Origin of the sequence: Variovorax sp. J22R115, assembly GCF_030317005.1 — a bacterium.
Classification (GTDB): domain Bacteria; phylum Pseudomonadota; class Gammaproteobacteria; order Burkholderiales; family Burkholderiaceae_C; genus Variovorax.
In genome coordinates this window covers 44,305-64,858 of sequence record NZ_JASZYM010000016.1, presented here as the reverse complement: position 1 = coordinate 64,858, position 20,554 = coordinate 44,305, and the positions used below count along the sequence as shown (strand labels likewise).

The 20,554-nt window shown below is 65.1% G+C and carries 15 protein-coding genes and 2 pseudogenes; 10 read left to right on the top strand and 7 right to left on the bottom strand.

Annotated elements, in window-relative coordinates:
- Nucleotides 1-17: 17 nt before the first annotated feature.
- Together QTI04_RS26085 and QTI04_RS26080 are read right to left on the bottom strand one after the other, a co-directional pair.
- Complete coding sequence (locus tag QTI04_RS26085; protein WP_286600721.1) at nt 18-1,052, bottom strand: VWA domain-containing protein; 1,035 nt, start codon at nt 1,050-1,052, stop codon at nt 18-20.
- Nucleotides 1,053-1,185: 133 nt separating this feature from the next.
- Complete coding sequence (locus QTI04_RS26080; protein ID WP_286600722.1) at nt 1,186-2,133, bottom strand: DMT family transporter; 948 nt, start codon at nt 2,131-2,133, stop codon at nt 1,186-1,188.
- Between the two features lie 56 nt (nt 2,134-2,189).
- Between QTI04_RS26080 and QTI04_RS26075 the strand changes: the two genes are divergently transcribed.
- The 6 genes and pseudogenes from QTI04_RS26075 (at nt 2,190) to blaOXA (ending at nt 8,132) form a co-directional block, all read left to right on the top strand.
- Nucleotides 2,190-2,747 carry a polymer-forming cytoskeletal protein gene (locus QTI04_RS26075; RefSeq protein WP_286618065.1) on the top strand — a complete coding sequence of 186 codons (558 nt, stop codon included), beginning with the start codon at nt 2,190-2,192 and terminating at the stop codon, nt 2,745-2,747.
- 206 nt (nt 2,748-2,953) lie between these two features.
- Nucleotides 2,954-4,362: pseudogene (bioA, locus tag QTI04_RS26070) on the top strand (adenosylmethionine--8-amino-7-oxononanoate transaminase).
- Nucleotides 4,325-5,557, top strand: coding sequence for an 8-amino-7-oxononanoate synthase (gene bioF, locus QTI04_RS26065; RefSeq protein ID WP_286618064.1), 1,233 nt, complete (start codon nt 4,325-4,327; stop codon nt 5,555-5,557). The pseudogene bioA and the gene bioF overlap by 38 nt, the downstream one beginning before the upstream one ends.
- Nucleotides 5,554-6,293, top strand: a pseudogene (gene bioD, locus QTI04_RS26060) (dethiobiotin synthase). Before bioF ends, bioD begins: the two are co-directional and overlap by 4 nt.
- A 7-nt stretch (nt 6,294-6,300) precedes the next feature.
- Nucleotides 6,301-7,338: a biotin synthase BioB gene (gene bioB / locus QTI04_RS26055; RefSeq protein ID WP_286618063.1), complete on the top strand. Its 1,038-nt coding sequence runs from the start codon at nt 6,301-6,303 to the stop codon at nt 7,336-7,338.
- Nucleotides 7,335-8,132, top strand: coding sequence for a class D beta-lactamase (gene blaOXA, locus QTI04_RS26050; RefSeq protein WP_286600731.1), 798 nt, complete (start codon nt 7,335-7,337; stop codon nt 8,130-8,132). The genes bioB and blaOXA overlap by 4 nt, the downstream gene beginning before the upstream one ends.
- Nucleotides 8,133-8,594: 462 nt before the next feature.
- On the opposite strand, the gene QTI04_RS26045 is transcribed toward blaOXA, so the two are convergent.
- Nucleotides 8,595-10,988 (bottom strand): catecholate siderophore receptor Fiu, encoded by a 2,394-nt coding sequence (locus QTI04_RS26045; protein ID WP_286618062.1) that lies wholly within the window; start codon nt 10,986-10,988, stop codon nt 8,595-8,597.
- A 352-nt stretch (nt 10,989-11,340) separates the two neighbouring features.
- On the opposite strand from QTI04_RS26045, the gene QTI04_RS26040 reads away from it, so the two are divergent.
- From QTI04_RS26040 to QTI04_RS26025, 4 genes are all read left to right on the top strand, one after another.
- Nucleotides 11,341-11,622 carry an HU family DNA-binding protein gene (locus QTI04_RS26040; RefSeq protein WP_286600802.1) on the top strand — a complete coding sequence of 94 codons (282 nt, stop codon included), beginning with the start codon at nt 11,341-11,343 and terminating at the stop codon, nt 11,620-11,622.
- 330 nt (nt 11,623-11,952) lie between these two features.
- Nucleotides 11,953-12,726, top strand: coding sequence for a DUF2092 domain-containing protein (locus QTI04_RS26035; protein ID WP_286618061.1), 774 nt, complete (start codon nt 11,953-11,955; stop codon nt 12,724-12,726).
- Between the two features lie 12 nt (nt 12,727-12,738).
- Nucleotides 12,739-13,257, top strand: coding sequence for a hypothetical protein (locus QTI04_RS26030; protein ID WP_286618060.1), 519 nt, complete (start codon nt 12,739-12,741; stop codon nt 13,255-13,257).
- A gap of 20 nt (nt 13,258-13,277) precedes the next feature.
- Entirely contained in the window at nt 13,278-14,789 is a 1,512-nt protein-coding gene (locus QTI04_RS26025) for an arylsulfatase (protein ID WP_286618059.1), read from the top strand.
- Between the two features lie 28 nt (nt 14,790-14,817).
- Here QTI04_RS26025 and QTI04_RS26020 read toward each other — a convergent pair whose 3' ends face one another.
- Genes QTI04_RS26020 through QTI04_RS26005 form a run of 4 tightly spaced genes read right to left on the bottom strand, consistent with a single transcriptional unit; the run spans nt 14,818 to nt 20,554 of the window.
- A complete protein-coding gene (locus tag QTI04_RS26020; protein WP_286618058.1) occupies nt 14,818-16,917 on the bottom strand; it encodes an HlyD family efflux transporter periplasmic adaptor subunit in 2,100 nt (699 codons plus the stop codon).
- A complete protein-coding gene (locus QTI04_RS26015) occupies nt 16,914-18,257 on the bottom strand; it encodes an efflux RND transporter periplasmic adaptor subunit (RefSeq protein ID WP_286618057.1) in 1,344 nt (447 codons plus the stop codon). The genes QTI04_RS26020 and QTI04_RS26015 overlap by 4 nt, the downstream gene beginning before the upstream one ends.
- Nucleotides 18,250-19,032 (bottom strand): efflux RND transporter periplasmic adaptor subunit, encoded by a 783-nt coding sequence (locus QTI04_RS26010; RefSeq protein WP_286618056.1) that lies wholly within the window; start codon nt 19,030-19,032, stop codon nt 18,250-18,252. Before QTI04_RS26010 ends, QTI04_RS26015 begins: the two co-directional genes overlap by 8 nt.
- Nucleotides 19,010-20,554, bottom strand: a complete 1,545-nt coding sequence (locus QTI04_RS26005) for a TolC family protein (protein ID WP_286600747.1) — start codon at nt 20,552-20,554, stop codon at nt 19,010-19,012. The genes QTI04_RS26010 and QTI04_RS26005 overlap by 23 nt, the downstream gene beginning before the upstream one ends.

Genomic DNA, 20,554 nt, shown 5'->3' with positions numbered 1-20,554 from the left:
GGAAAGCAGTGCTTCGCTCAGGCGATGCGCCCGAACCAGAGCAGCGACAGCGTGGCTGCCGCTGTCGCAATCAGGGCGGAAATCAGCGCCAGAACGCCGGTGAGCTCGGTCTCCCGCGTCAGCACCTGCAGACGCGAGCCCAGGTTTTGATAGACGCCGCGCAGCATCTCTGCCGTGCCCGCATGGTGGTACTCGCCGCCGGTCATGCGCGCCACTTCGCGCAGGGTCGGTTCGTCCAGCTGCATGTAGATGGCCATGCCCTCTGGCGTGGCAGCGTCGCCAGCCACTGTCCCCAGCCCGATCACGTAGATGCGAACGCCACGATCGGCCGCCATCTTCGCTGCTTCCAGGGTATCGACGCCGGTGGTGCGACGACCATCGCTCAGCAAAATGATCGCGGCCGAGTCGTAAGACCCCGGCGCCACCGGCGTGATCTGCTTCGGCGGCGCCTTGGCTTTCTCGTCCAGGCTGCGCCCGATGCGCATGCTGCCGAACGTCATGTCGCCGAGCTCAATGCCCTGCTCCGGAAACAGCTCAGCCAGACACAGCACGATCGCATTGCCCACCGCAGTCCCCATCTGCATCTGGAAGGCATCGATGCTTGCAACAAGGGAATCGCGATCCAGCGTCGCGCGTTGGGCGACATGGCTGCTGCCGGCAAATGTGACGAGCCCGACTTCAATGTTCTTGGGCAGCTCGCGCAGAAATGACTTTGCCGCATCCTGCGCGGCCACGATCCGGCTCGGCTTCACGTCCGTGACGCGCATGCTGAGCGACACGTCGATGGCCAGCATGATCGAGGACCGTGCCCAGGGCAGAGGCACTCGCGCCACGGGGCGAGCGGCCGCAATCAACAACCCCGAGCAGGCCAGCAGGAACAACGCCGGAGGCAGGTGACGCCGCCAGGCGTGGCCAGCGGCCGCGCGGACGACGCCAAGGCTGCTATAGCGCAAGGCCGTCTTGCTTCGACGGCGCAGCAGCCAGACATACGCCGCCGGCAGTAGCAGCAAGCCTGGCAGGAGCCAGAGGAAGTCGGGCCAGAGGAAGAACATCGGCGGCGCGTTGCATTGATCCTGCAGCTCGGCAATGGCGCCGCAACCCCGGCAGGCGGGTGCAAGCGTGGGTCCGCGTTGCAGCAATATCGTGCCTGCGAAGGGCGCGTTCCGCAACCGGGGACCGAACGCGTCAGTGCTCCCGTGGGCGCAAGGATCTACGGGAGTCTGCGTTGATTTCCTGTTCCTTGATCTCCGGACGATCGGCGCGCACCGGCCACAGTACCGAAGCGATGGCCACCATCATGAGCACGACGGCGGTCCAGTCCTGCCAGTACACCGTCTCGCCCAGCCACAGCGCTCCGCTGAACACGCCGAGCACCGGGATCAGCATGACGCTCAGGGTGGAGGCGACCGGCGGCAGTCCGCGTGCGAGATAGAACCAGGCCGCGTGCGCAAAGCCGAAGATCAGCACGGCGTTGTAGGCGATCGCGGCCCAGGCGGCTTGGCCGGGGGGCTGCCATTGCGAGCGCTCGAATACCAGCGAGAGCAAGGTCATCACCACGGCGGTGAGCGCCGTCATCCAGAACGAGAGCGTGAGCGTGGGCAACGGGATGCGCGTGCGGCGCAGCAACTGCGTGCCCAGTGCCCAGGTGGCGGCGGCCACCAAGGCCAGCGCGACGAAGCCGGGGCGCCCTGCGAGATGGGTGAACTCGTGCCACAGCAGCAGCCCCACGCCGAGCGCGCATGAGCTCACGCCCAGCCAGCCGCGACGCGTGAGCATTGCCGAGAAGAGCACCGCGCCGATCACGGCCGAGAACACCGGCATCGTGTAACCCAGGATCGCCGCACGGCCGCTGGACAGTGCCTTCACCGCCAGGATGATGCATGCGTGCCACACGAACATGTTGGTGGCCGCGAGCCAGAGCAATTCAGGCCAATGGCGCCGCGGCACCCGGAATGGCGTCTTCATCACCACCAGCGCCAGACCGAGGACGGGCAGGCCGAGCCACAGCGAGAGGGTGCGAAAGGCCAACGGCGGATAGTCGGCCACGCCCAGTTTCATCACCGGCCAGTTGAGGCCCCAGACCAGCGTGAGTGGAACGAGCAGGGCGATCTGGCGCAGCGAGAGGGTTTGCATGGGTGGGCATTGTGGCCTGCATGCCTACGATGGGCGCACTCTGAAGGAGACACGTCATGAGCACACAGTCGCCTTTCTTTGGCAAACGCGCACGCGATGCCGAAGCGGATTCCGGTATCGCTCGCCCGAGCGCCGAAGCGGAACCCCACATGGACTTCAATCCCTCGGCGGCGCAGGTGGCCAACGCGACACTGGCGGCGGCCATGGAAGGTGGCAGCAAGCTCATCGTCGGCCCGAACATCAAGCTCAAGGGCGTCGAGATCACCGACTGCGACACGCTCGAGGTCGAGGGGATGGTCGAGGCATCGATGGATGCCCGCGTGATGAAGATCGCCGAGCAAGGCGTCTTCAAGGGCTCGGCCCAGTTCGATCTCGTGACGATACACGGCCAGTTCGATGGCAGCCTCACGGTGCGGCAAGTCCTCGTGATTCATGCGACCGGGAAGGTCACGGGCAAGGTTCGCTACAGCCGGCTCGTTGTCGAAGAGGGCGGGCAACTGTCGGGCGAGATCAGTGTCTACAGGACACAGGAGAGCCCACGGTCACCGCCTCCGGTACCTCCGCCGGCGGCCGTACAAGCACCAGCCGGGCCTTCGCCGGCACGACGCCCCTGAAGAAGTCCCTATCGATCGCGCCGCAAGAAGTTTCTTGAGGGAAACGAGACGACGCTGCTAGGCACCGCAGCGTGCGCCTTCGTACAGTCTGCGGCGCGACTAAAGGGAGTGCCTCATGTCGTCCTCGCCGGACATCCATCCCTCGGCAGGGTCGCCCGAGTATCACGACGGGCGACGTACGGCGCATTTGCCGACGGGAGACGACCATGAACATTCCGGAGCTCCCGTCCATCTCCCCTGACTTTGCGCGGCGCAGCACCCGTGCGATCTGGCACCCTTGCACGCAAATGAAGCGTGCCGAGGCGATGCCCCCACTCGGCATCGTGCGCGGCGAGGGAGCATGGCTGTATGACCAGGCCGGGCGCCGCTACTTCGATGCGACCAGTTCCTGGTGGGTCAACCTCTTCGGCCACGCTGACGCCGGCATCAATGCCGCCATCAAGGATCAGCTCGATCGACTGCCGCATGTGATGCTGGCGGGCTGCACCCACCGTCCGGCTGTCGAACTCGCCGAGCGACTTTCCGACTTGACCAACGGTGAGTTGGGCCACTGCTTCTTCGCGAGCGACGGCGCCTCGGCAGTGGAGATCTCGCTCAAGATGAGCTTTCACTTCTGGCGCAACCGCGGCCGCGGCTCCAAGCGCGAGTTCGTATGTCTGCGACATGGCTATCACGGGGAGACCTTGGGCGCCTTGGCCGTCACCGACGTGGCCGTGTTTCGGAATGCCTACGAATCGCTGCTCATGCCCGCCCACCAGGTCATGTCGCCCGACGCGCGGCAGGCCGGACCGTGCGAAACCGCAGTCCAGGTGGCCGCGCGCGCGGCCAACGAATTGCGAGTCCTCCTGGAGGCGCGCCACGAACAGATCGCCGCCGTCATTCTTGAGCCCTTGGTACAGGCCGCAGCCGGCATGGCCATGCATGATCCGACGTACCTCGCCACCGTACGCGCGCTGTGCGATCGTTCGAGGTTCACTTGATCGCGGACGAGATTGCGGTGGGATGCGGTCGCACCGGCACTTTCTTTGCCTTCGAGCAGGCGGCGGCGCCGGGCCAACTTCGGATATGGCCCGACCTGATCTGCTTGTCCAAAGGCATCAGCGGAGGCTATCTTCCGCTCTCGCTCGTCCTGTCACGCCACGAGATCTACGAGGCCTTCCTGGACGACGACGTGGCGCGCGGATTTCTCCATTCGCACTCGTACTCGGGCAATGCACTCGCGTGTCGCGCTGCGTTGGCTGTGCTCGACCGATTCGAAAATGACGATGTACGTCGGCGCAATCGCATGGAGGCGGAAAACTTCTCCAAGTCGCTCGCACCGTTGGCCATCGATCCGCGCATCGAGCACCTGCGCCAACGCGGCATGATTTGGGCGTTCGACGTCCGGCCAGAGCACGCAGGCGCGCGCTTTGCCGAGCGCTTCCATCTTGCGGGGCGGGCCAACGAGTTGCTGATTCGTCCAATCGGCCGCTCCGTCTACTTGCTTCCGCCCTATGTGCTGGACAGCACGATTTCCGAATGGCTTGCGGAGCGGCTGCTGAAAACGCTCCATGAAGTCCTGAACCAGTCCACTGCCGATGTACCTGATCCATCACTTGAACCGCCAACTGCTTGAGCGCGAGGCGCGAGGTCTGCGCCGGTCGCGCCGAGTCGCCGAATCGCCTTGCACGCCACGTCAACGCTTCTCGCATCTCGGCCTGCCTGGGTGCGACCCGGTCTCGTTTTGCAGCAACGACTACCTGGGTTTGGCCAACCATCCAGCCTTGATCGAGGCGCTGGTCGAGGGTGCGCAGCGCTACGGCGCGGGCAGCGGCGCGTCGCACCTCATCAGCGGGCACTCGCGCGCCCACGCCGAGTTCGAGGACGATCTGGCGGCCTGGATGGCGACGTGTATTCCAGGCGCGAAGGCGCTCGGGTTCTGCACGGGCTACATGGCCAATATGGCTTTGCTCACGGCGCTGGGGGATGCCAACGCCACGATCTTTTCCGATGACTTCAATCACGCCTCGATCATCGATGGGGCGCGGCTTGCCAAGGCGCAAGTTCAGCGCTACCCGCATCGCGACATCGTGATGCTCGAGGACCTGCTTCGGCGCGCGGCGTCACCGATCAAGCTGATCGTGACCGACGCCGTGTTCAGCATGGACGGCGATCTGGCCGATCTGCCCGGCCTGCTCGAACTCTGCGAGCGCTTCGACGCCTGGCTGGTCGTGGACGACGCCCATGGCTTTGGCGTGCTCGGCCCGCACGGACAGGGAAGTCTGGGGCACTTCGGCCTTTGCAGCGAGCGCTTGATCTACATGGGTACGCTTGGAAAAGCCGCAGGCGTGGGTGGAGCCTTCGTCGCCGCACATCCGAGTGTGATCGACTGGCTGGTGCAGACCGCGCGGCCCTACATCTACACCACAGCATCGCCACCAGCGCTTGCACATGCCTTGCGGGTGAGTTTGAGGCTCGTGGGTAGCGAGGAAGGCGATGAGCGGCGTGCGATCCTTCAGCGGCTGGTTCGGCTGCTACGCGCCCAACTGCAGTGCCTGGTCGACGCAAACCCTGGACTTGGTTGGGTATTGCCTGCATCTGAAACCGCGATCCAGCCTCTGATCGTCGGTGCGAACGAGACGGCACTCGCGCTGGCGACCGCGCTGGAGGCCCGCGGCATACTTGTCCCGGCCATCCGTCCACCGACTGTGCCAGTGGGAACGTCACGATTGCGCATCACCCTCAGCGCCTCCCATACCGCCCGGGACGTGCAGCGCCTGGTCGACGGATTGACGCACGCTGCAAGAGAACCCTCGGAGCCGACTCCGTGAAACGGGCGGTACCGTCGCACGGTTTCTTCGTCACCGGCACCGACACCGAAATAGGCAAGACGTGTGTCAGCGCAGCCCTGTTGCACTTGTTCGCGCAGGCGGGTTACCGAAGCGCAGGCCTCAAGCCTGTGGCTGCAGGCACCGGATTGATCGACGGTGAGCGGATCAATGAAGACGTGCGGTCCCTGCGGGCGGCAGGCTCACTGGCGCTGACAGACGCTGAGGTCGGCCCGTTTCGACTGGATGCAGCCTGTGCGCCTCATATCGCCGCGGCTCTCGAAGGCCGTGCCATCGATCGCGGCGCGATACTGCGCGCCGCGCGAGCATTGGCCGAACGCGCTGACGTGCTGGTCGTCGAAGGGGTGGGCGGGTTCTGCGTTCCGTTGGGAGCCGATTGGGACACATCGGACCTCGCCGTCGATCTCGCAATGCCCGTGGTGCTGGTGGTCGGCCTGCGCCTGGGCTGCATCAACCACGCGCTGCTCACGGCGCAGGCCATTCGATCGCGCGGTCTGCGGCTGCGGGATGGATCGGAAACTGCGTCGCATCCGACATGCCCTGGAGTGACGAGAATGTGGCCACCTTGCGTGACTGGCTCTGTCGCCTGCATGGCGCGCCTTGCCTTGGCATCGTGCCGCGGCTGGCGCAACCGGATGCGCCCGCCGTGGCTGCTCATCTGGATGGCTCCATCTTGCGAGTCCTCCTGACATCCTCCATTTCAATGATTACTCCGTAAGCAACTCATGACTACTTCATCCACCGTTTCTGTGGAGACACTGCGTGCGTCCGCGACCCGCCCAGCCGTTTCGGCGTTTGCTCCACCTGCCTCGCGGCGCTGGCCCGATGCCGAGGTCGAGGCGCTGTACGAGTTGCCATTCATGGACCTGTTGTTTCGCGCACAAACGGTTCACCGCGAGCACTTCGATGCGAACGAAGTGCAGTTGTCGACCTTGCTGTCGATCAAGACGGGCGGCTGCTCCGAGGACTGTGGCTACTGCTCCCAGTCGACTCATTTCGAGGCCGGGGTGCAGGCCACCAAGCTGATGCCACTGGAGGAGGTGGTCGAGGCCGCGCAAGCGGCCAAGGCCCAGGGCGCAACGCGCTTTTGCATGGGAGCGGCGTGGCGCAGCCCGAAGGAGCGCGACATGGAAAAGGTCATCGACATGGTTCGCGAAGTCCGCGGGCTCGGCCTGGAGACCTGCATGACCTTGGGAATGCTCGAGGCCGAGCAGGCTCGCGCCCTGAAGGAAGCTGGGCTGGATTACTACAACCACAATCTGGACAGCGCACCGGATTTCTACGGCAACATCATCGGAACTCGCACCTACCGTGATCGGCTTGAAACCCTGGACCAGGTGCGCAAGGCAGGCATCAACGTCTGCTGCGGCGGCATCATTGGCATGGGCGAAAGCCGCACACAACGTGCCGGGCTGATTGCGCAGCTGGCCAACCTCGCTCCCTATCCCGAGTCCGTGCCCATCAACAATCTGGTCGCCGTGAAGGGCACGCCACTGGCGGATACGGCGCCGATCGATCCGTTCGAGTTCGTCCGTACGATTGCCGTCGCGCGCATCACGATGCCGCGCGCCATGGTTCGACTCTCCGCCGGACGCCAGCAGATGGATGAGGCGCTGCAGGCGCTTTGCTTTGCCGCCGGCGCCAATTCGATCTTCTATGGCGACAGGTTGCTGACGACTGGCAACCCGCAAGCAGACGGAGATCGACGCCTGTTCGAACGCCTCGGGTTGAGGGTGAAGGTGCCTTCTGAAATCAGACCATGAACCGACGAAATCTCATCCTCTCCGCCTTGCCCGTCTTCTTTGCGTACGAGGCGCTCGCTGCCACGAACATTCAGGACCGGGCCGATTGGTCCAGATTCTTCTCCGAAGCCAACTCTCGAGGCACCATTGTTGTGGTCGATGCCCGCCGTGGACGCGAGGCTAGGTTTGTGCATGACGCAGAGCGCGCCGCGCGTCGCTACACGCCCGCGTCCACCTTCAAGGTTCCCCACAGCCTGTTCGCCCTGGATGCCGGCGTACTGCACGACGAGTTCCAGCAGATTCCCTGGGACGGTATCAAGCGCTCTCCCGAGGCCTGGAATGCAGATCAGGATCTGCGCTCCGCGATGCGCAACTCCACTGTCTGGGTGTACGAGCGATTTGCCAAGCAGATCGGCACAAAGCGCGAGACGGCCTATCTGCAACGAATCAAGTACGGAAACGCGGTCGCTACAGGCGAATCGCCCTTTTGGGTCGAAGGAGACTTGGCCATCTCGGCCCACGAGCAGATTTCATTCTTGCGCTCGCTCTATCGCAATGAATTGCCTTTTCGTATCGATCATCAGCGGCTGGTCAAGGACGTGATGATCAACGAGGCTGGCAAGGACTGGATCCTTCGTGCGAAAACAGGATGGAGTGGCAAGGTCGGCTGGTGGGTCGGTTGGATTGAATGGCCGACCGGGCCGGTATTCTTTGCCCTGAATATTGATACACCGAACAGATTGGGCGATCTCCCAAAGCGTGTCGAGATCACGCGAAGCATTCTGCGATCCATCGATGCATTGCCGCAGAGTTGAAAATGCTCCGAGACAGCATCGATGGAGCTGCGACTCCCCAGCCGGGCCAGTCGCGCGACCGCCCGCGACCCTGAGTTGGGGCGCACTTCGGCGCAGATTTCGTGAAGTAGTGCACGCCCACTAGACCGTCCAGAGGATGGCGCCGGCAACGAGGGGCCCCTAACGTAGTCCCCTTGTGGCGCGCACTTCAGGCGCCGCTCAAGCCTGACGGCGCGAGTTGGACGCTTCGCCCGTCAACTCCTTCTGGCTGGTTAGAAAGGCGGGGGCGCTCATCGCGCGCGGACCGCCACCAGCCAGCCTTTTCCCGCCATGTCGAATCCGGCCGCTGCGCGGGACGCAGAGCCTGGCCTCGATCTGCGGGTCGAAAATGGTGCCCCCAAACGTCGAACAGCGACACCACGTGCCCGTGGTGTCGCTGTCCATCAGACCGTCGCTCGGACGGCGATCCGGCCTCCGGTCAGGTCAGAAGGCGAAGTTGGCCGTCAGGCGCGCCGAGCGCGGGATCCCCGGCGTGTAGCGGTAGCCGCTCTTGTTGATCGCAGCCACGTAATCCTCGTCGAAGACGTTGTAGACGTTCAACTGAAGCTCGACGTTCTTGTTGATGCGGTAGGAGGCCATCGCGTCGAACACCCAGTAGGAATCGGTGTAGGCCGGCGTGCCGACCGCACCGTCGGTGCCGCGCTGGAGCTTGCCGTTGTAGCGCATGCCGCCGCCCAGGGTCAGGCCGAAGGGCAACTGATAGCTGGTCCAGAGGGTGAACGCGTTCCGGGGGGTGTAGGCCAGGACCCTGCTGCCGTCCGCCGTCACGGCGGGGCCGCTCTCGACCGACGTGTCCATGGTGGTGAAGCCGGCGCTGACACCCCATTGGTCGGTGATGGTGCCGGCGGCGCCCAGTTCGATGCCCTGCACACGCTTCTTGCCCGTCTGGTAGTACAACAGAGTGGTCGAATCCTGCACCACTTCGTTGGTCACTTCCGTGCGGTAGAGCGCGGCAGTGAGGGCCAGGCGATTGTTCAGCAGGTCCCACTTGGTACCGACCTCGTAGGTCTTGGATTCCTGCGGCTCGAAGTCGGTGCGCGAAGCGCTGTTGCCGCTGCCGGCGGCGGCAAGCTGGAAGTTGGCGCCGCCCGGAGGCTGCGCGGAGTTGCCCCATGCCGCGTAGATGCTGCCGTTTTCGGCCGGCTTGTAGATCACGCCGAACTTGCCGGTCCAGATGCCGTTCGAGGTCGACAAGTCGGTGGGGGTGATCGCGAAGGCGGGGCCGGTGCCGCGTGCAGTCGCCGAGTAGTCGGTGCTGTAGTGGTCGTAGCGCAGGCCGCCGGTGAGCTGCCACTGCTCGTTGATCTTCATCGTGTCGAACGCATAGGCGCTGATCGTGTCGGTCTTGCCGAACGAACCCGTGCCATTGCTGATCCGGTTGTAGCCGGTCACGTTGGGATTCGGGTTGTAGAGGTTGGCGACCGGCCACGAGCCGGCGGGCGCGAAGGTCGTATTGACCGAAGCGAAGCCGGGGCCGAAGAAGTTGGCGGAGTCCTGCTCTTCGCGGATCAGCTCCACGCCGAAGTTCGCCGTGTGGCTGAAGCTGCCGGTCTTGAACTTGGACGAGAGGCTCGTCTGGTTCAGGAAGATGGTGTTCTCGATGTCCTTGTTGGTCGGCAGGTTGCGCGTGACCGTCCAGGTCGTGGGGTTGGCCGGGTTCACCGTGTTGATGAAGCCCGCGGTGACCGCGGGGACCGTGCCGCGGTAGACGTTGGTATTGCCCACGCGGGAGGCCGTCAGGCCGCCCAGCATGAACGAAGTCAGCATGTAGTCCTGCGAGGTCTTGCCGTAGCGGGTGATGTTGCGCACCGTCATGTCCGGCGTGATGTCGTGCTCGACCCGTGCCGTGAACAGGTCGGACGTCACGTCGTTGAAGTCGGACGTGGTGCCGTAGAAGTTGCTCGAATCGACGCGTTGCGCAAAGTTCAGGAAGGTCCGGCGCAGGATCGGCGAGTTGATCAGCAGCGCATCGGGCGTGGAGTAGCCGGGCAAGCCGATGGTGGGCACGCCGCCGTCGGGCACGTTGTCCTGTTTGACGTGCACGTAGTCGAGGAAGACGCGCGTCGGCGTGTTGATGCCGAAGGCGATGGAGGGTGCGATCCCCCAGCGCTTGTTCTTCACCTCGTCTCGGCCCGCCACGCCACCGTCCTCGGCCACTGCGTTCAGGCGGAACGCGGTGCCCGAGCCATCGGCGTTGGTGATGACTCTGTTCCAGTCGATGGTGCCGCGGCCGAAGTCCGCGCTGCCGTAGGTCAGCGAGCCCGAGAAGCTGTTTTCCAGCTTCGGTGTCTTGGTGATCAGGTTGATGTAGCCCGTCGGCGAGCTGCGGCCGATGTCGGTGCCGGACGGACCTTTGACCACCTCGACCTGCTCGATGTTGAACATGTCGCGCGAGATCGTGCCGATGTCGCGAACGCCGTTGACGAAGATGTTGGCCGAGGCATCGAAGCCGCGCATGAAGATCGCATCGCCGGTGCTCGTATTGCCGTTTTCGCCGAGGAAGAATGCGCCGGCACCGGGGACGTTGCGCATGGCCTCGGTGAGCGTGGTCGCGCCTTGCTCGCGCATCAGGCCTTCGGGGATCACCTGAATGACCTGCGGGATATCGACCAGCGGCGCAGTGAACTTGGGATTGGCGGATTGCTCGACTCTGAAGTCGTTCGCCGTGCTGTCCTCGACGCGCACTTCCTTGAGTGTTTGCGTGGAGGTCTGCGCGCCGGCCGGTAGCGACAACGCGAGAAGCGTGGCGGCGGCGGCACTGCCGAACGGGGGCAGCACGCGCGCGACGGCGTGCTTGCGGCTCTTTATGTAGGCCATGAAGGATCCCAGGTGAAGAAGAAACTGAGAGCTCGACTGGCGGGTCCGGCATGCCTCGGAGAACGAGGGGCGGATTGGCTGGGTGAGCTGATTCGCGAGAGGCGCGAGATCAGCGAATGATAACGACTCTCATTACCTTTGTTAACCTAACGTTCATGTTCCTACAGATTCCAGATGCATTTCGGAGCGGAGTTTGTCGTTCCTGCGCAACGTCCGGGCTCGATGCCCGTCAGGAAGGTTCTTCTTCTGGCGGATGCCGTCTTCGCTCGTTGTATTGCTTACCTGGGTCGCGATGGAAGAGGCGCGGGCGTCGGCTATCCTGCTCATTTGCTCTCAGAGAAGGAACCCAGTTTTGAACAAGACCGAACTCATCGCCGCGATCGCCGCCGACACCGACCTCAGCAAGGCAGATGCCGGCCGCGCACTCGAATCGGCGCTTGAAAACCTGACCCGCACGTTGGCACGCGGCGAAGCCGTGCAGCTCATCGGCTTCGGCAATTTCACCGTGGCGAGCCGTGCCGAGCGCACCGGCCGCAATCCGTCGACCGGCGAGCAGATGACCATCAAGGCGAGCAAGGCGCCGAAATTCACGGCGGGCAAGGCATTGAAGGATGCCGTCAACACGGCGGCCTGATAGCCGCTTCAGGCGCGCGCGGTCCAGCCGCAGCGCCACACTCGGGCGGTAGCGCCGTCCGAGACCCCGACGACGCGGGATGGTCGTTGCCCCGATTCGACCCAGGGCCCATGCGCGCCCTGGGACTTGCGATAGTTCATCCCCTCCACGAAGACAAGCGATTGAACGGTTGATCCCTGCCGGGGACCAGCCACGCCACTACACCAAGGTCTAGTGGCGCGACGCGCACCGACTTGCTACTTTTGCGCGGTCGTTCGTCGAGGACCGCGAGCCGTTCGATTCGATGCATCGACCCGAGCTCGCTCCTTGCACGTCATTCAGGAGATCGCCTTGAAAGTCAAATTGCTCGCAGCCGCATTGCTGGGCCTTTCGCTTGTCGCCGCACCCGCCGTCCATGCGCAAACGGAGCCAGCCGCCACCGCCAAGCCTGCCGAGAGCGCGGTCAACCCCGGGGCGATCCAGGCGCTGAAGGACATGGGGGCCTTCCTGCAGTCCCTCAAGCGCTTTCACGTGTCGACGGGACTGACGGGCGAGGTCGTGCTGGCCGACGGCCAGAAGCTGCAGCACACGGCGAGGGCCGACGTCGACGTACAGCGCCCGAACAAGCTGCGCGCCCGCATGTTCAGCGCCCGCGCCGAGCGCGTGATCTTCTTCGATGGCCAGAAGGCCACGCTCTTCCTGCCGCAGCAGAAGTACTACTCGACCGTCGATTTCACTGGCAATGTCGACGGGCTGGTCAGCAAGCTGGAGGAAAGGTATGGCGTCGAGATTCCATTGAGCGATCTCTTTCTCTGGGGAACGCCGGCTGCGCCGCTCGACAAGATCGAGTCGGCCATGAACGCCGGGCAGGATTTCATCGGCAAGGACCTGTGCAACCACTTCGCCTTCCGCCAGGGAAATTTCGACTGGCAGATCTGGATCACGACCGGAAGCAAGCCGCTTCCGCGCAAGCTCGTGATCATCAACCGGGCGGATGACGCGCGACCGCAGTCGGTGTCTCTCATCGACTGGAACCTCAATCCGTCCACCAAGGACGACGTGTTCCGATTTGTTCCGCCCGCGGGCGCCAAGCAGGTCGAGCTTCGTGCGCTCGAGGCCAAGTAAGGGGGCATGACCATGAACCAGTCACTGAACAAGTACTTTCTCGTGCCCCTTGCCGCGCTCGTCGTCGGCAGCGTCGCTCTGATCCCGGATGCCCTGGCCAGGCCAGGCGGAGGCGGAGGGGGGCACGGCGGTGGCGGCATGCACGCCGGTGGCGGCGGCGCCCGTGCCGGTGGCGGCGGCAACAGGCAGGTCAACAACGTCAACCGGGACGTGCGCGCCAACAACGTGCGCAGCACCAGCGTGAACAACGTCAATGCGAGCCGGAACGTCAATGCCAATGTGAACCGGAATGTGAACGTCAATGTGAACAACCGCGGCGGTTGGGACAACGACTACCACCACCCGGTCGCGGCCGCTGCGGCAGTCACTGCCGGTGTCGCGGTCACGGCCGCGGTCGTGGGTTCGATGGTGAACAGCATTCCCCCGAGTTGCGTCCCGGTGAACTATGGCGGCCTGATTTACCAGCAGTGCGGGAACGTCTGGTACCAGCCGCAAGGCAACCAGTACGTCGTGATCAACCAACCCTACTGAGCAACGCAAGGAGCGCGAAGATGGCGAAAAGCAAGCAGCCGAACATTCTGGTCATGTGGGGCGACGACATCGGTCAGTCGAACCTGAGTTGCTACACCAAGGGCGTGATGGGCTATCGCACGCCCAACATCGACCGGATCGCGAAGGAGGGGATGATCTTCACCGACTCCTACGCCGAGCAAAGCTGCACGGCGGGGCGGGCGTCCTTCATCACCGGCCAATGCGGCTTGCGCACGGGCCTCACCAAGGTCGGGCTGCCGGGCGCGGAACTGGGACTCAAGGCCGAGGACATCACCATCGCCGAGGCGCTCAAGCCGCTCGGCTACCGCACCGGCCAGTTCGGCAAGAACCACCTGGGCGACCGCGACGAGCATCTGCCGACCATGCACGGCTTCGACGAGTTCTTCGGCAACCTCTACCACCTGAACGCAGAGGAAGAACCCGAGGAGGTGGACTATCCGAACGTCAAGGACTACCCCGATTTCAAGAAGAAGTACGGCCCTCGTGGCGTGCTGCACTGCTGGGCCGATGGCAAGGGCGGCCAGAAGATCGAAAACACGGGCCCGCTGACCAAGAAGCGGATGGAGACCTGCGACGACGAGTTCATGGAAGCGGCCAAGAAGTTCATCCAGGCCGCCCACGACGCGGGGGAGCCCTTCTTCGTGTGGTTCAACACGTCGCACATGCACGCGTGGACGCATGTGAAGCCGGAGAGCCGCGGCCAATCCGGCCGCTGGCAGTCCGAATACCACGACGTCATGATCGACCACGACAAGTGCATCGGCGAGATGCTCGACTTCCTCGACAAGCTCGGCATCGCGGACAACACCTTCGTGCAGTACAGCACCGACAACGGGCCGCACATGAACACCTGGCCGGACGCGGGCACGACTCCGTTCCGGAACGAAAAGAACTCGAGCTGGGAGGGCGCCTATCGCGTTCCCTGCATGGTTCGCTTTCCCGGCAAGATCGCGGCCGGATCGGAGTCGAACGAGATCGTCAGCCACCAGGACTGGTTTCCCACCATCCTTGCATTGGCCGGCGAACCCGACATCGGCGAGAAGCTCAAGAAGGGCCACAAGATCGGCAAGAAGACCTACAAGGTCCACCTCGACGGCTACAACCTGCTGCCGCATCTGACGGGCAAGGAAGCCAAGAGTCCGCGCAAGGGATTCATCTACTTCACGGACGATGGCGACGTCGCGGCGCTGCGCTACGACAACTGGAAGATGCTGTTCATGGAGCAGCGCGTCCAGGGGACGCTCAAGATCTGGCAGGAGCCCTTCGTGGTGCTGCGCACGCCCTACATCTTCAATCTGCGGATGGACCCGTACGAGCGTGCCCAGATCACATCGAACACCTTCTACGACTGGATGTTCAGGCACATCTTCCTGCTGGTGCCGGCGCAGGCCATCGTCGGGGAGTTCCTGGCGACCTTCAAGGAGTTCCCGCCACGGCAGAAGTCGGCGAGCTTCAGCCTGGATCAGGTCGTTGAGAAGATGACCGAGGCGTCCAGCAGCGGAGGGCATTGAGCCCGTCAGCGACGTGGGTGCCGGAAGCTCAGAACCCGCTCTCCCGCAGCAGCACCGCGAAGACCCGCGTCAAACCATCGGCCAGCAGGCTGCGCCGCGCGGCCTCGATCTGCAGGTGGCCGCGTGTCTCCTTCAGGTTCGGCACGGCTTCGTCAAGCTGCACCAGGACGTGAAACAACGCCGGCGCAGGCACCAGTGCCTCGCCGTGCGGCACGGTGTTCAACGGTCCGCCGAAGCGTGACGACAGCATCGGATGCTCCAACTGGTTTACGCGCGTGGTGCCGATGGCGATCACGTGTCCCCGGATCGGCACGGGCTGGCCTTCGGGATAGAAGCGCACGCTGCTGCCGATGCTCAGGCGCTGCACTTCATCCTGCTGAACGTAGGCGTCGACCTGCCAGCGCGAGGGGTCGACCAGCACGCCGATCAGCTCGCGGCTGCCGATCCACTGGCCGTTGCGCCAGTCGGGATTGACGTCCAGCCACTGGCCCGCGAAGGGGGCCTGCAGGTTCAGCCGCGCCATCTCCGTACGTGCGGCGCGCACCTGTTCGAACTGCGCGTTGAGCCGTTGGCGCGTGGCGGCTTCCTGCGCCAGGCCGGACGGGTCGGCCATCAGCCCGGCCAATCTTTCCTGGTAGCCGCGGAAGCTGGCTTCATTGCCCTGGCTGCGCGCCGCGATGTCGGGCTCGTCGAGCACGGCCAGCGTGTCGCCGGCCTTCACCCGACCGGCTGCGTGAATCTGCTGCAGCAGGGACGGGTAGGGCGCATACACGCGCAGTTGCTGCTCGGCCCGTGCCACGCCGCGCGCGTGCACCTGCGTTCGCCACGGCACGGCCAGCGCGAGCATCAACGCGATCAGCACCATCGCCAGCATGATGCGGCGCCCGCGTACCACGTCCTTGCGCCGCGCCCACCAATGCTTCAGTTCGCGCCACACCGGCATCACGATGAACCATGCAATCTCGACCGCAAAGAGCACGATCCCCAGCAGCTTGAAGAAGAATAGGTACACGGCCACCGCGATGCCGAGGAACAGCACCAGCCGGTAGAGCCAGGTCGCGACCGCGAAGGCCACCAGCATGCGTCGCCGCGCGGGGCTGAAGGGCTCAGGCCAGGGCTCGTCGAGGCCGAGCACCGATCGCCGCAGCGCCACCCTGGCCAGTGCCCCAGAGCGCTCGTGCAGGTTGGGAAAGTCCAGCAAGTCCGAAAGGATGAAGTAGCCGTCGAAGCGCATGAACGGGCTCGCGTTCAGCGCCAGCGAGAGCACCCAGCTCGTGGTCGCGAGGTAGAGCAATGCGTTGCGCAGCGGGCCGGGGTCGCTCAAGGCCCAGCCCAGGGTCGAGAGGCCGGCCAGCGCCAGTTCGGTGAGGATGCCGGCGGACGCGATCGCCAGCCGCTGGCGAGAGCTGCGCAGCTTCCAGCTCTCGCCGGTGTCGGTGTAGAGCATCGGCCACATCACCACGAACGCGATGCCCATGTGCGCCACGCGCAAGCCCAGGCGCGTCGCGACCAGCGCATGGCCGAGTTCGTGCAACGTCTTGGCGACGATCAAGGCCAGCGCAAAGCTCAGCAATCCTTCGGTCGAGAAGGACTCGACGACGTCCGTCGCGAAGGTGTCCCACTGGTGCAGCACCATCACGATGCCCGTCAGGCCGAGCACGATGACGAGCCATCCGGTGACCGGACTGAACAGCCAGCCCAGGTGACGCGAGATGCGCGCCAGATGCACCTGCGGGCGCAACAGCGGGATGCGGAAGAAGAGGTAGTGGTGCAGCCACCAGCGCCAGCTCATCCACGCGTTGCCCTGACTTCGACCCAGCAGGCGCGCGACGGCTTCAGGGCCGGGGCGCAGCAACTGGTGCTGCTCTAGGAAGCGGCGGAAGTCGAGCACCTGGCGCACGTCGGGTTTCAACGCGGTCTGCTCGGCGATCTGTTCGCTGATGCGGCGCGGCGATTGCCCCCAGCGCAACAGGCATTCGAATTCGAGCCAGCCGATGCGGTAGAAACGATTGACCACCGTGTCCTGGATCACCCACGCCGGATCACCTCGCTGGCCGGGGCCGGCTTCGCTCAGCCGAAGGTCCTCGCGCAGCGGCGGGGTCGGCTGGTCGGCGGGGTCGTCGGTCACAGGCCGGTCCATGCGCGCACGGCGGCCAGCGGCCGGCGCAGGAGGTAGTAGCCCAGGATCACGCGCTCGCCGAAGAGCTTGGCCGTGCCATGCAGGCCGAGGCGGGCGTGGGCGGGCGCATCCTCGATGCTGGCGAGAAGGCGGTAAGAGGACACGCCTTCCTCGCTGGGCTTGGCCTGGTAGCTGGTCTCCAGGACCTGCCCTTGCAGCGGATCGAGCGGGCACGCGGTGAGAAACAACGTGACCTTGCCGCCAGGTTCGAGCGCGATGGCATCCGCCACCGGCAATTGCACGCGCATGGCCGGTTGCTTGGGGTCGGCCACATGCAGGATGCGTTCGCCGGTGACCACCGGCTTGCCCAGCCAGTCGTTCGGATCGCTGAACACCGCCACGCCCGCGCGCGGCGAGAGCACCTGCGTGCGCTTGAGTTGCGCCTCCACAGCGGCCAGTTCCGCGCGCCGTTGGCGCGCGTGGGCGTTGAGCAGGGTCAGCTCGTTCTTGCTTTGCGGGTTGTCGAAAGCGCGTTGGCTGGCGGCCATGAGTTCGGCATCGGCGACGGCGACCTCCTTGCCGAGCACTTCGGAGCGGCTCCGCAGCGTGGTCTCGTCGAGCGTGAAGAGCGGCGTACCGATCTCGACGGCCTGATTGGGCCGCACCTGCATGCGCTCGATCACGCCATCGATCGGCGAGCTGATGACTTGCGCGTTCAGCGACACCACCTCGGCGGGCGCGAGCACCGTCTGCCGCACCGGCAGCAGCATCAGTGCCGCGAGCACGACAAGCACGACGAGCGCGTGTCGTCTGCTCGGCCGCCAGCGCGGCAGCCGACGGCGCGCGTCGAAGGCCGACCAGCAATGCGCCCATGTCTGCCAGACGCCCTGGAGCATCGGCTGGAGCCGCTCGGACGGCGGCTGGTCGAGCAAGTAGAGCAACACACCGAGGCGTCTGCCCTCACGGTCGTTCAGCGGAATGCACCACAGGCCGGCGGGCCACCACTCCGCCCAGCCCTCGGCGATGTCGGCGGGCGGGTCGACCGCGTGGCGGGTCAGCCATCGGGGCTTGTCATCGCGAAGCTGCGTCGCGAGCCAGCGACTTGCGCGGCGCAGCCACACCAGATAGGGCGAGTCCTCGCTGGGCCGCGCCAGGCCCGAGACGCACAGCAGTTCGAGCCGGTCGCCGTGCTGCGCCATCACCAGCGCCTGCCGGTAGTGCAACAGCGGATAAAGATCGTTGGCCATCGAGAAGGCCAGCGCGTCCAGTGACGGCGCTGCCAGCGCCCTGTCGCGCAGCGCGTTGAGGCTGAGCAGCAACTGCGCAGCGGGCGGCGGTCGCTCAGTCACGGTCCGAGGGGAACCGGGCGATGCCGCTCATCCCCGGGATCAGCTCGGGATGCTCGCTGTTGAGGCGCGCTTCGAGCTCCACGGTCTGGGCCACCGCATCGACACGGGAATTGATCGCGCTCACCTGCGCCGGGTAGCTCTTGGCCGTCTCGTGGATGGTCACGACCAGCGGCGCGCCCGGCTTGAGCCGCGCCAGCAGCGTGGAAGGCACGTTGAGCCGCACCTTGAGCGCGCCGTCGCTCACGAGGTCGAAGAGCGGCGTGCCGGCGCTCACGGTCTGGTGGGGCTTGGCCAGCACCTTGGCGATGCGGCCGCCGAAGGGCGCGCGCACCTGGCAGTAGCCGCTCTGCGTGCGCGCGAGCGTGAGAGCGCCTTCGGTCTTGTCGACCTCGGTGGTCGCCATCAGCACTTCGAGGTCGCCCGCGGCGTTGAGCTTCTGCAGGTTGCGCTTGGCGTCGAGGTTCTGGCGCGCCATGTTGAGTTCGGCGGCTGCCACCTTCACGCGCGCCTGCGTTTCGGTGCAGATGAATTGCGCCAGCAGCGCGTTCTTCGCCACCTTCTGGCCCAGCTCAACTTGCAGGTCGCCCAGCGTGCCGTTCATCTGGCTGGACAGCGTGGTCTCCAGCCGCGAAGCCAGCAGCACGCGGATCGCGCCCGGGTCGTCCATGGCCAGGTTCGGAGGCTTGCGCGCGTCCGTCGCGGCCCAAGCCGCCGGCATGCCTGCCGCCAACAACAGGGCGAGCAGGGCGCGTTCAGTTCTTCCGTGCAACGACATCGCCGCTTCCTTGCGTTCCGGCACTCGCGATCAGGCTACGCTGCTCGTGCTCCTGGACCTTCTTCTCGATGTCCTTCGCCAGCGACGGGATGTCGCTCTTGTCGATGGCTTCCGGCAGCACATCGAATCCCACCGAGTTGTAGAGCCGGCCCTGCGCCGCCTGCGCGCTGGCGTAGGCGGCTTCGCGCTGGTAGCGCGACAGCAGGTAGCGGCCTTCGGCGCGAATCAACTCCAGCTCGGTTCCGACCGAAGCGGTGCGGGCCGACTGCGCGTACTCCAGCAGGCGGCGGTCGACACGCAGGCTCTCGTCCGCGAACTCGACTTCCTGCCGCGCCAACTGGTAGCGCAGGTAGCCCACGCGCACCTGCGTGAGCACGGCCATCGACAAGGCGACTCGCCGTGCCTCGGCCGTCCGGGTCTGGTTGGCCTGCGCCGAATTGAGCGAAGGCATCTGCAGCAGCTTCAGCAGGTTGAACGACACCTGCACGCCGATGACGTTCCAGGAGTTGTTGTAGAGGAATTTGTTCGAGTCATACAGGCTGTCCAGGGTGATGCCGACGTTCGGCCACAGCTGAGCCTTGGCGACTTTCAAGTCGTAGTCGTCGACCCGCATGCGGTACCACTCTTCCATGACTTCCGGGCGGTTTTCCAGCGAGAGCTGCTCGAGCCGGTCGATGTCCTTGGTCACGGCCGGCATCGATGGCTCGGCCATGTCGGCCAGCACCATCTTCGAGCCAGGCGGCAGCGATATCAGCGCGGCGAGTTCGGCCTGAGCGAACTCCAGGTCCTGGCGCCGCACGGTCAGCAGGTAGACCGAATCGATCAGTGCGCGCTGGTAGGCGAGGACGTCCTGGCGCGGCAGCAGGCCCTTGGTCTCCGCCTCGCGGGCGGCGGCCAGCGCCTTGTGCGTGCGTGCCAGCAGGCCGTCGACCTCGGGCAGCAGGCGCTGGGCGCCGAGCGCTCGCCAGTAGGCGTTGCGCACGTCCTGCAGCACGTTCTGCGCGACCTTGCGGCGGCGTTCGTTCGCCATCAGGATCTGGTCGGCCCTTTGTTGGGTGCGGTAGTAGGCGACGCCGAAGTCGAGCAAGTTCCAGCTCAATCCCAACCCTGCGAGGTTGCGGTCGCGCTCCTCGGAAGTCGAGGCCCGCAGGCTCACCTGCCGGTCCTCGATGCCGATGGAGGTGCCGCCCGAATCGTTGTTGCGGCCGACATAGCCGGCCGATGCCACCAGCCGCGGCAGCATCTCGTAGCTCGCCACGTCGCGCAGGTCGGTCGCCAGCGCGCTTTCCATCAGTTTGAGGCGGTAGTCGAGGTTGTACTTCAGGGCCCGCGCTGCGGCTTCGTAGAAGGTGATCGGCAGCGTGACCGGCTCCTGGTCGGCATACATGCGAACCTTGTCGTCGGAGACGCGCTTGCGCAACTCGTCCTGCGTGTAGGGGGTGGGCTCCATCGAGCCGCAGGCGCTCAGCAGCAGCGCCGTTCCCATGGCCGCGCTCAGAATCTTGAAAGGATGCCGTCGCAT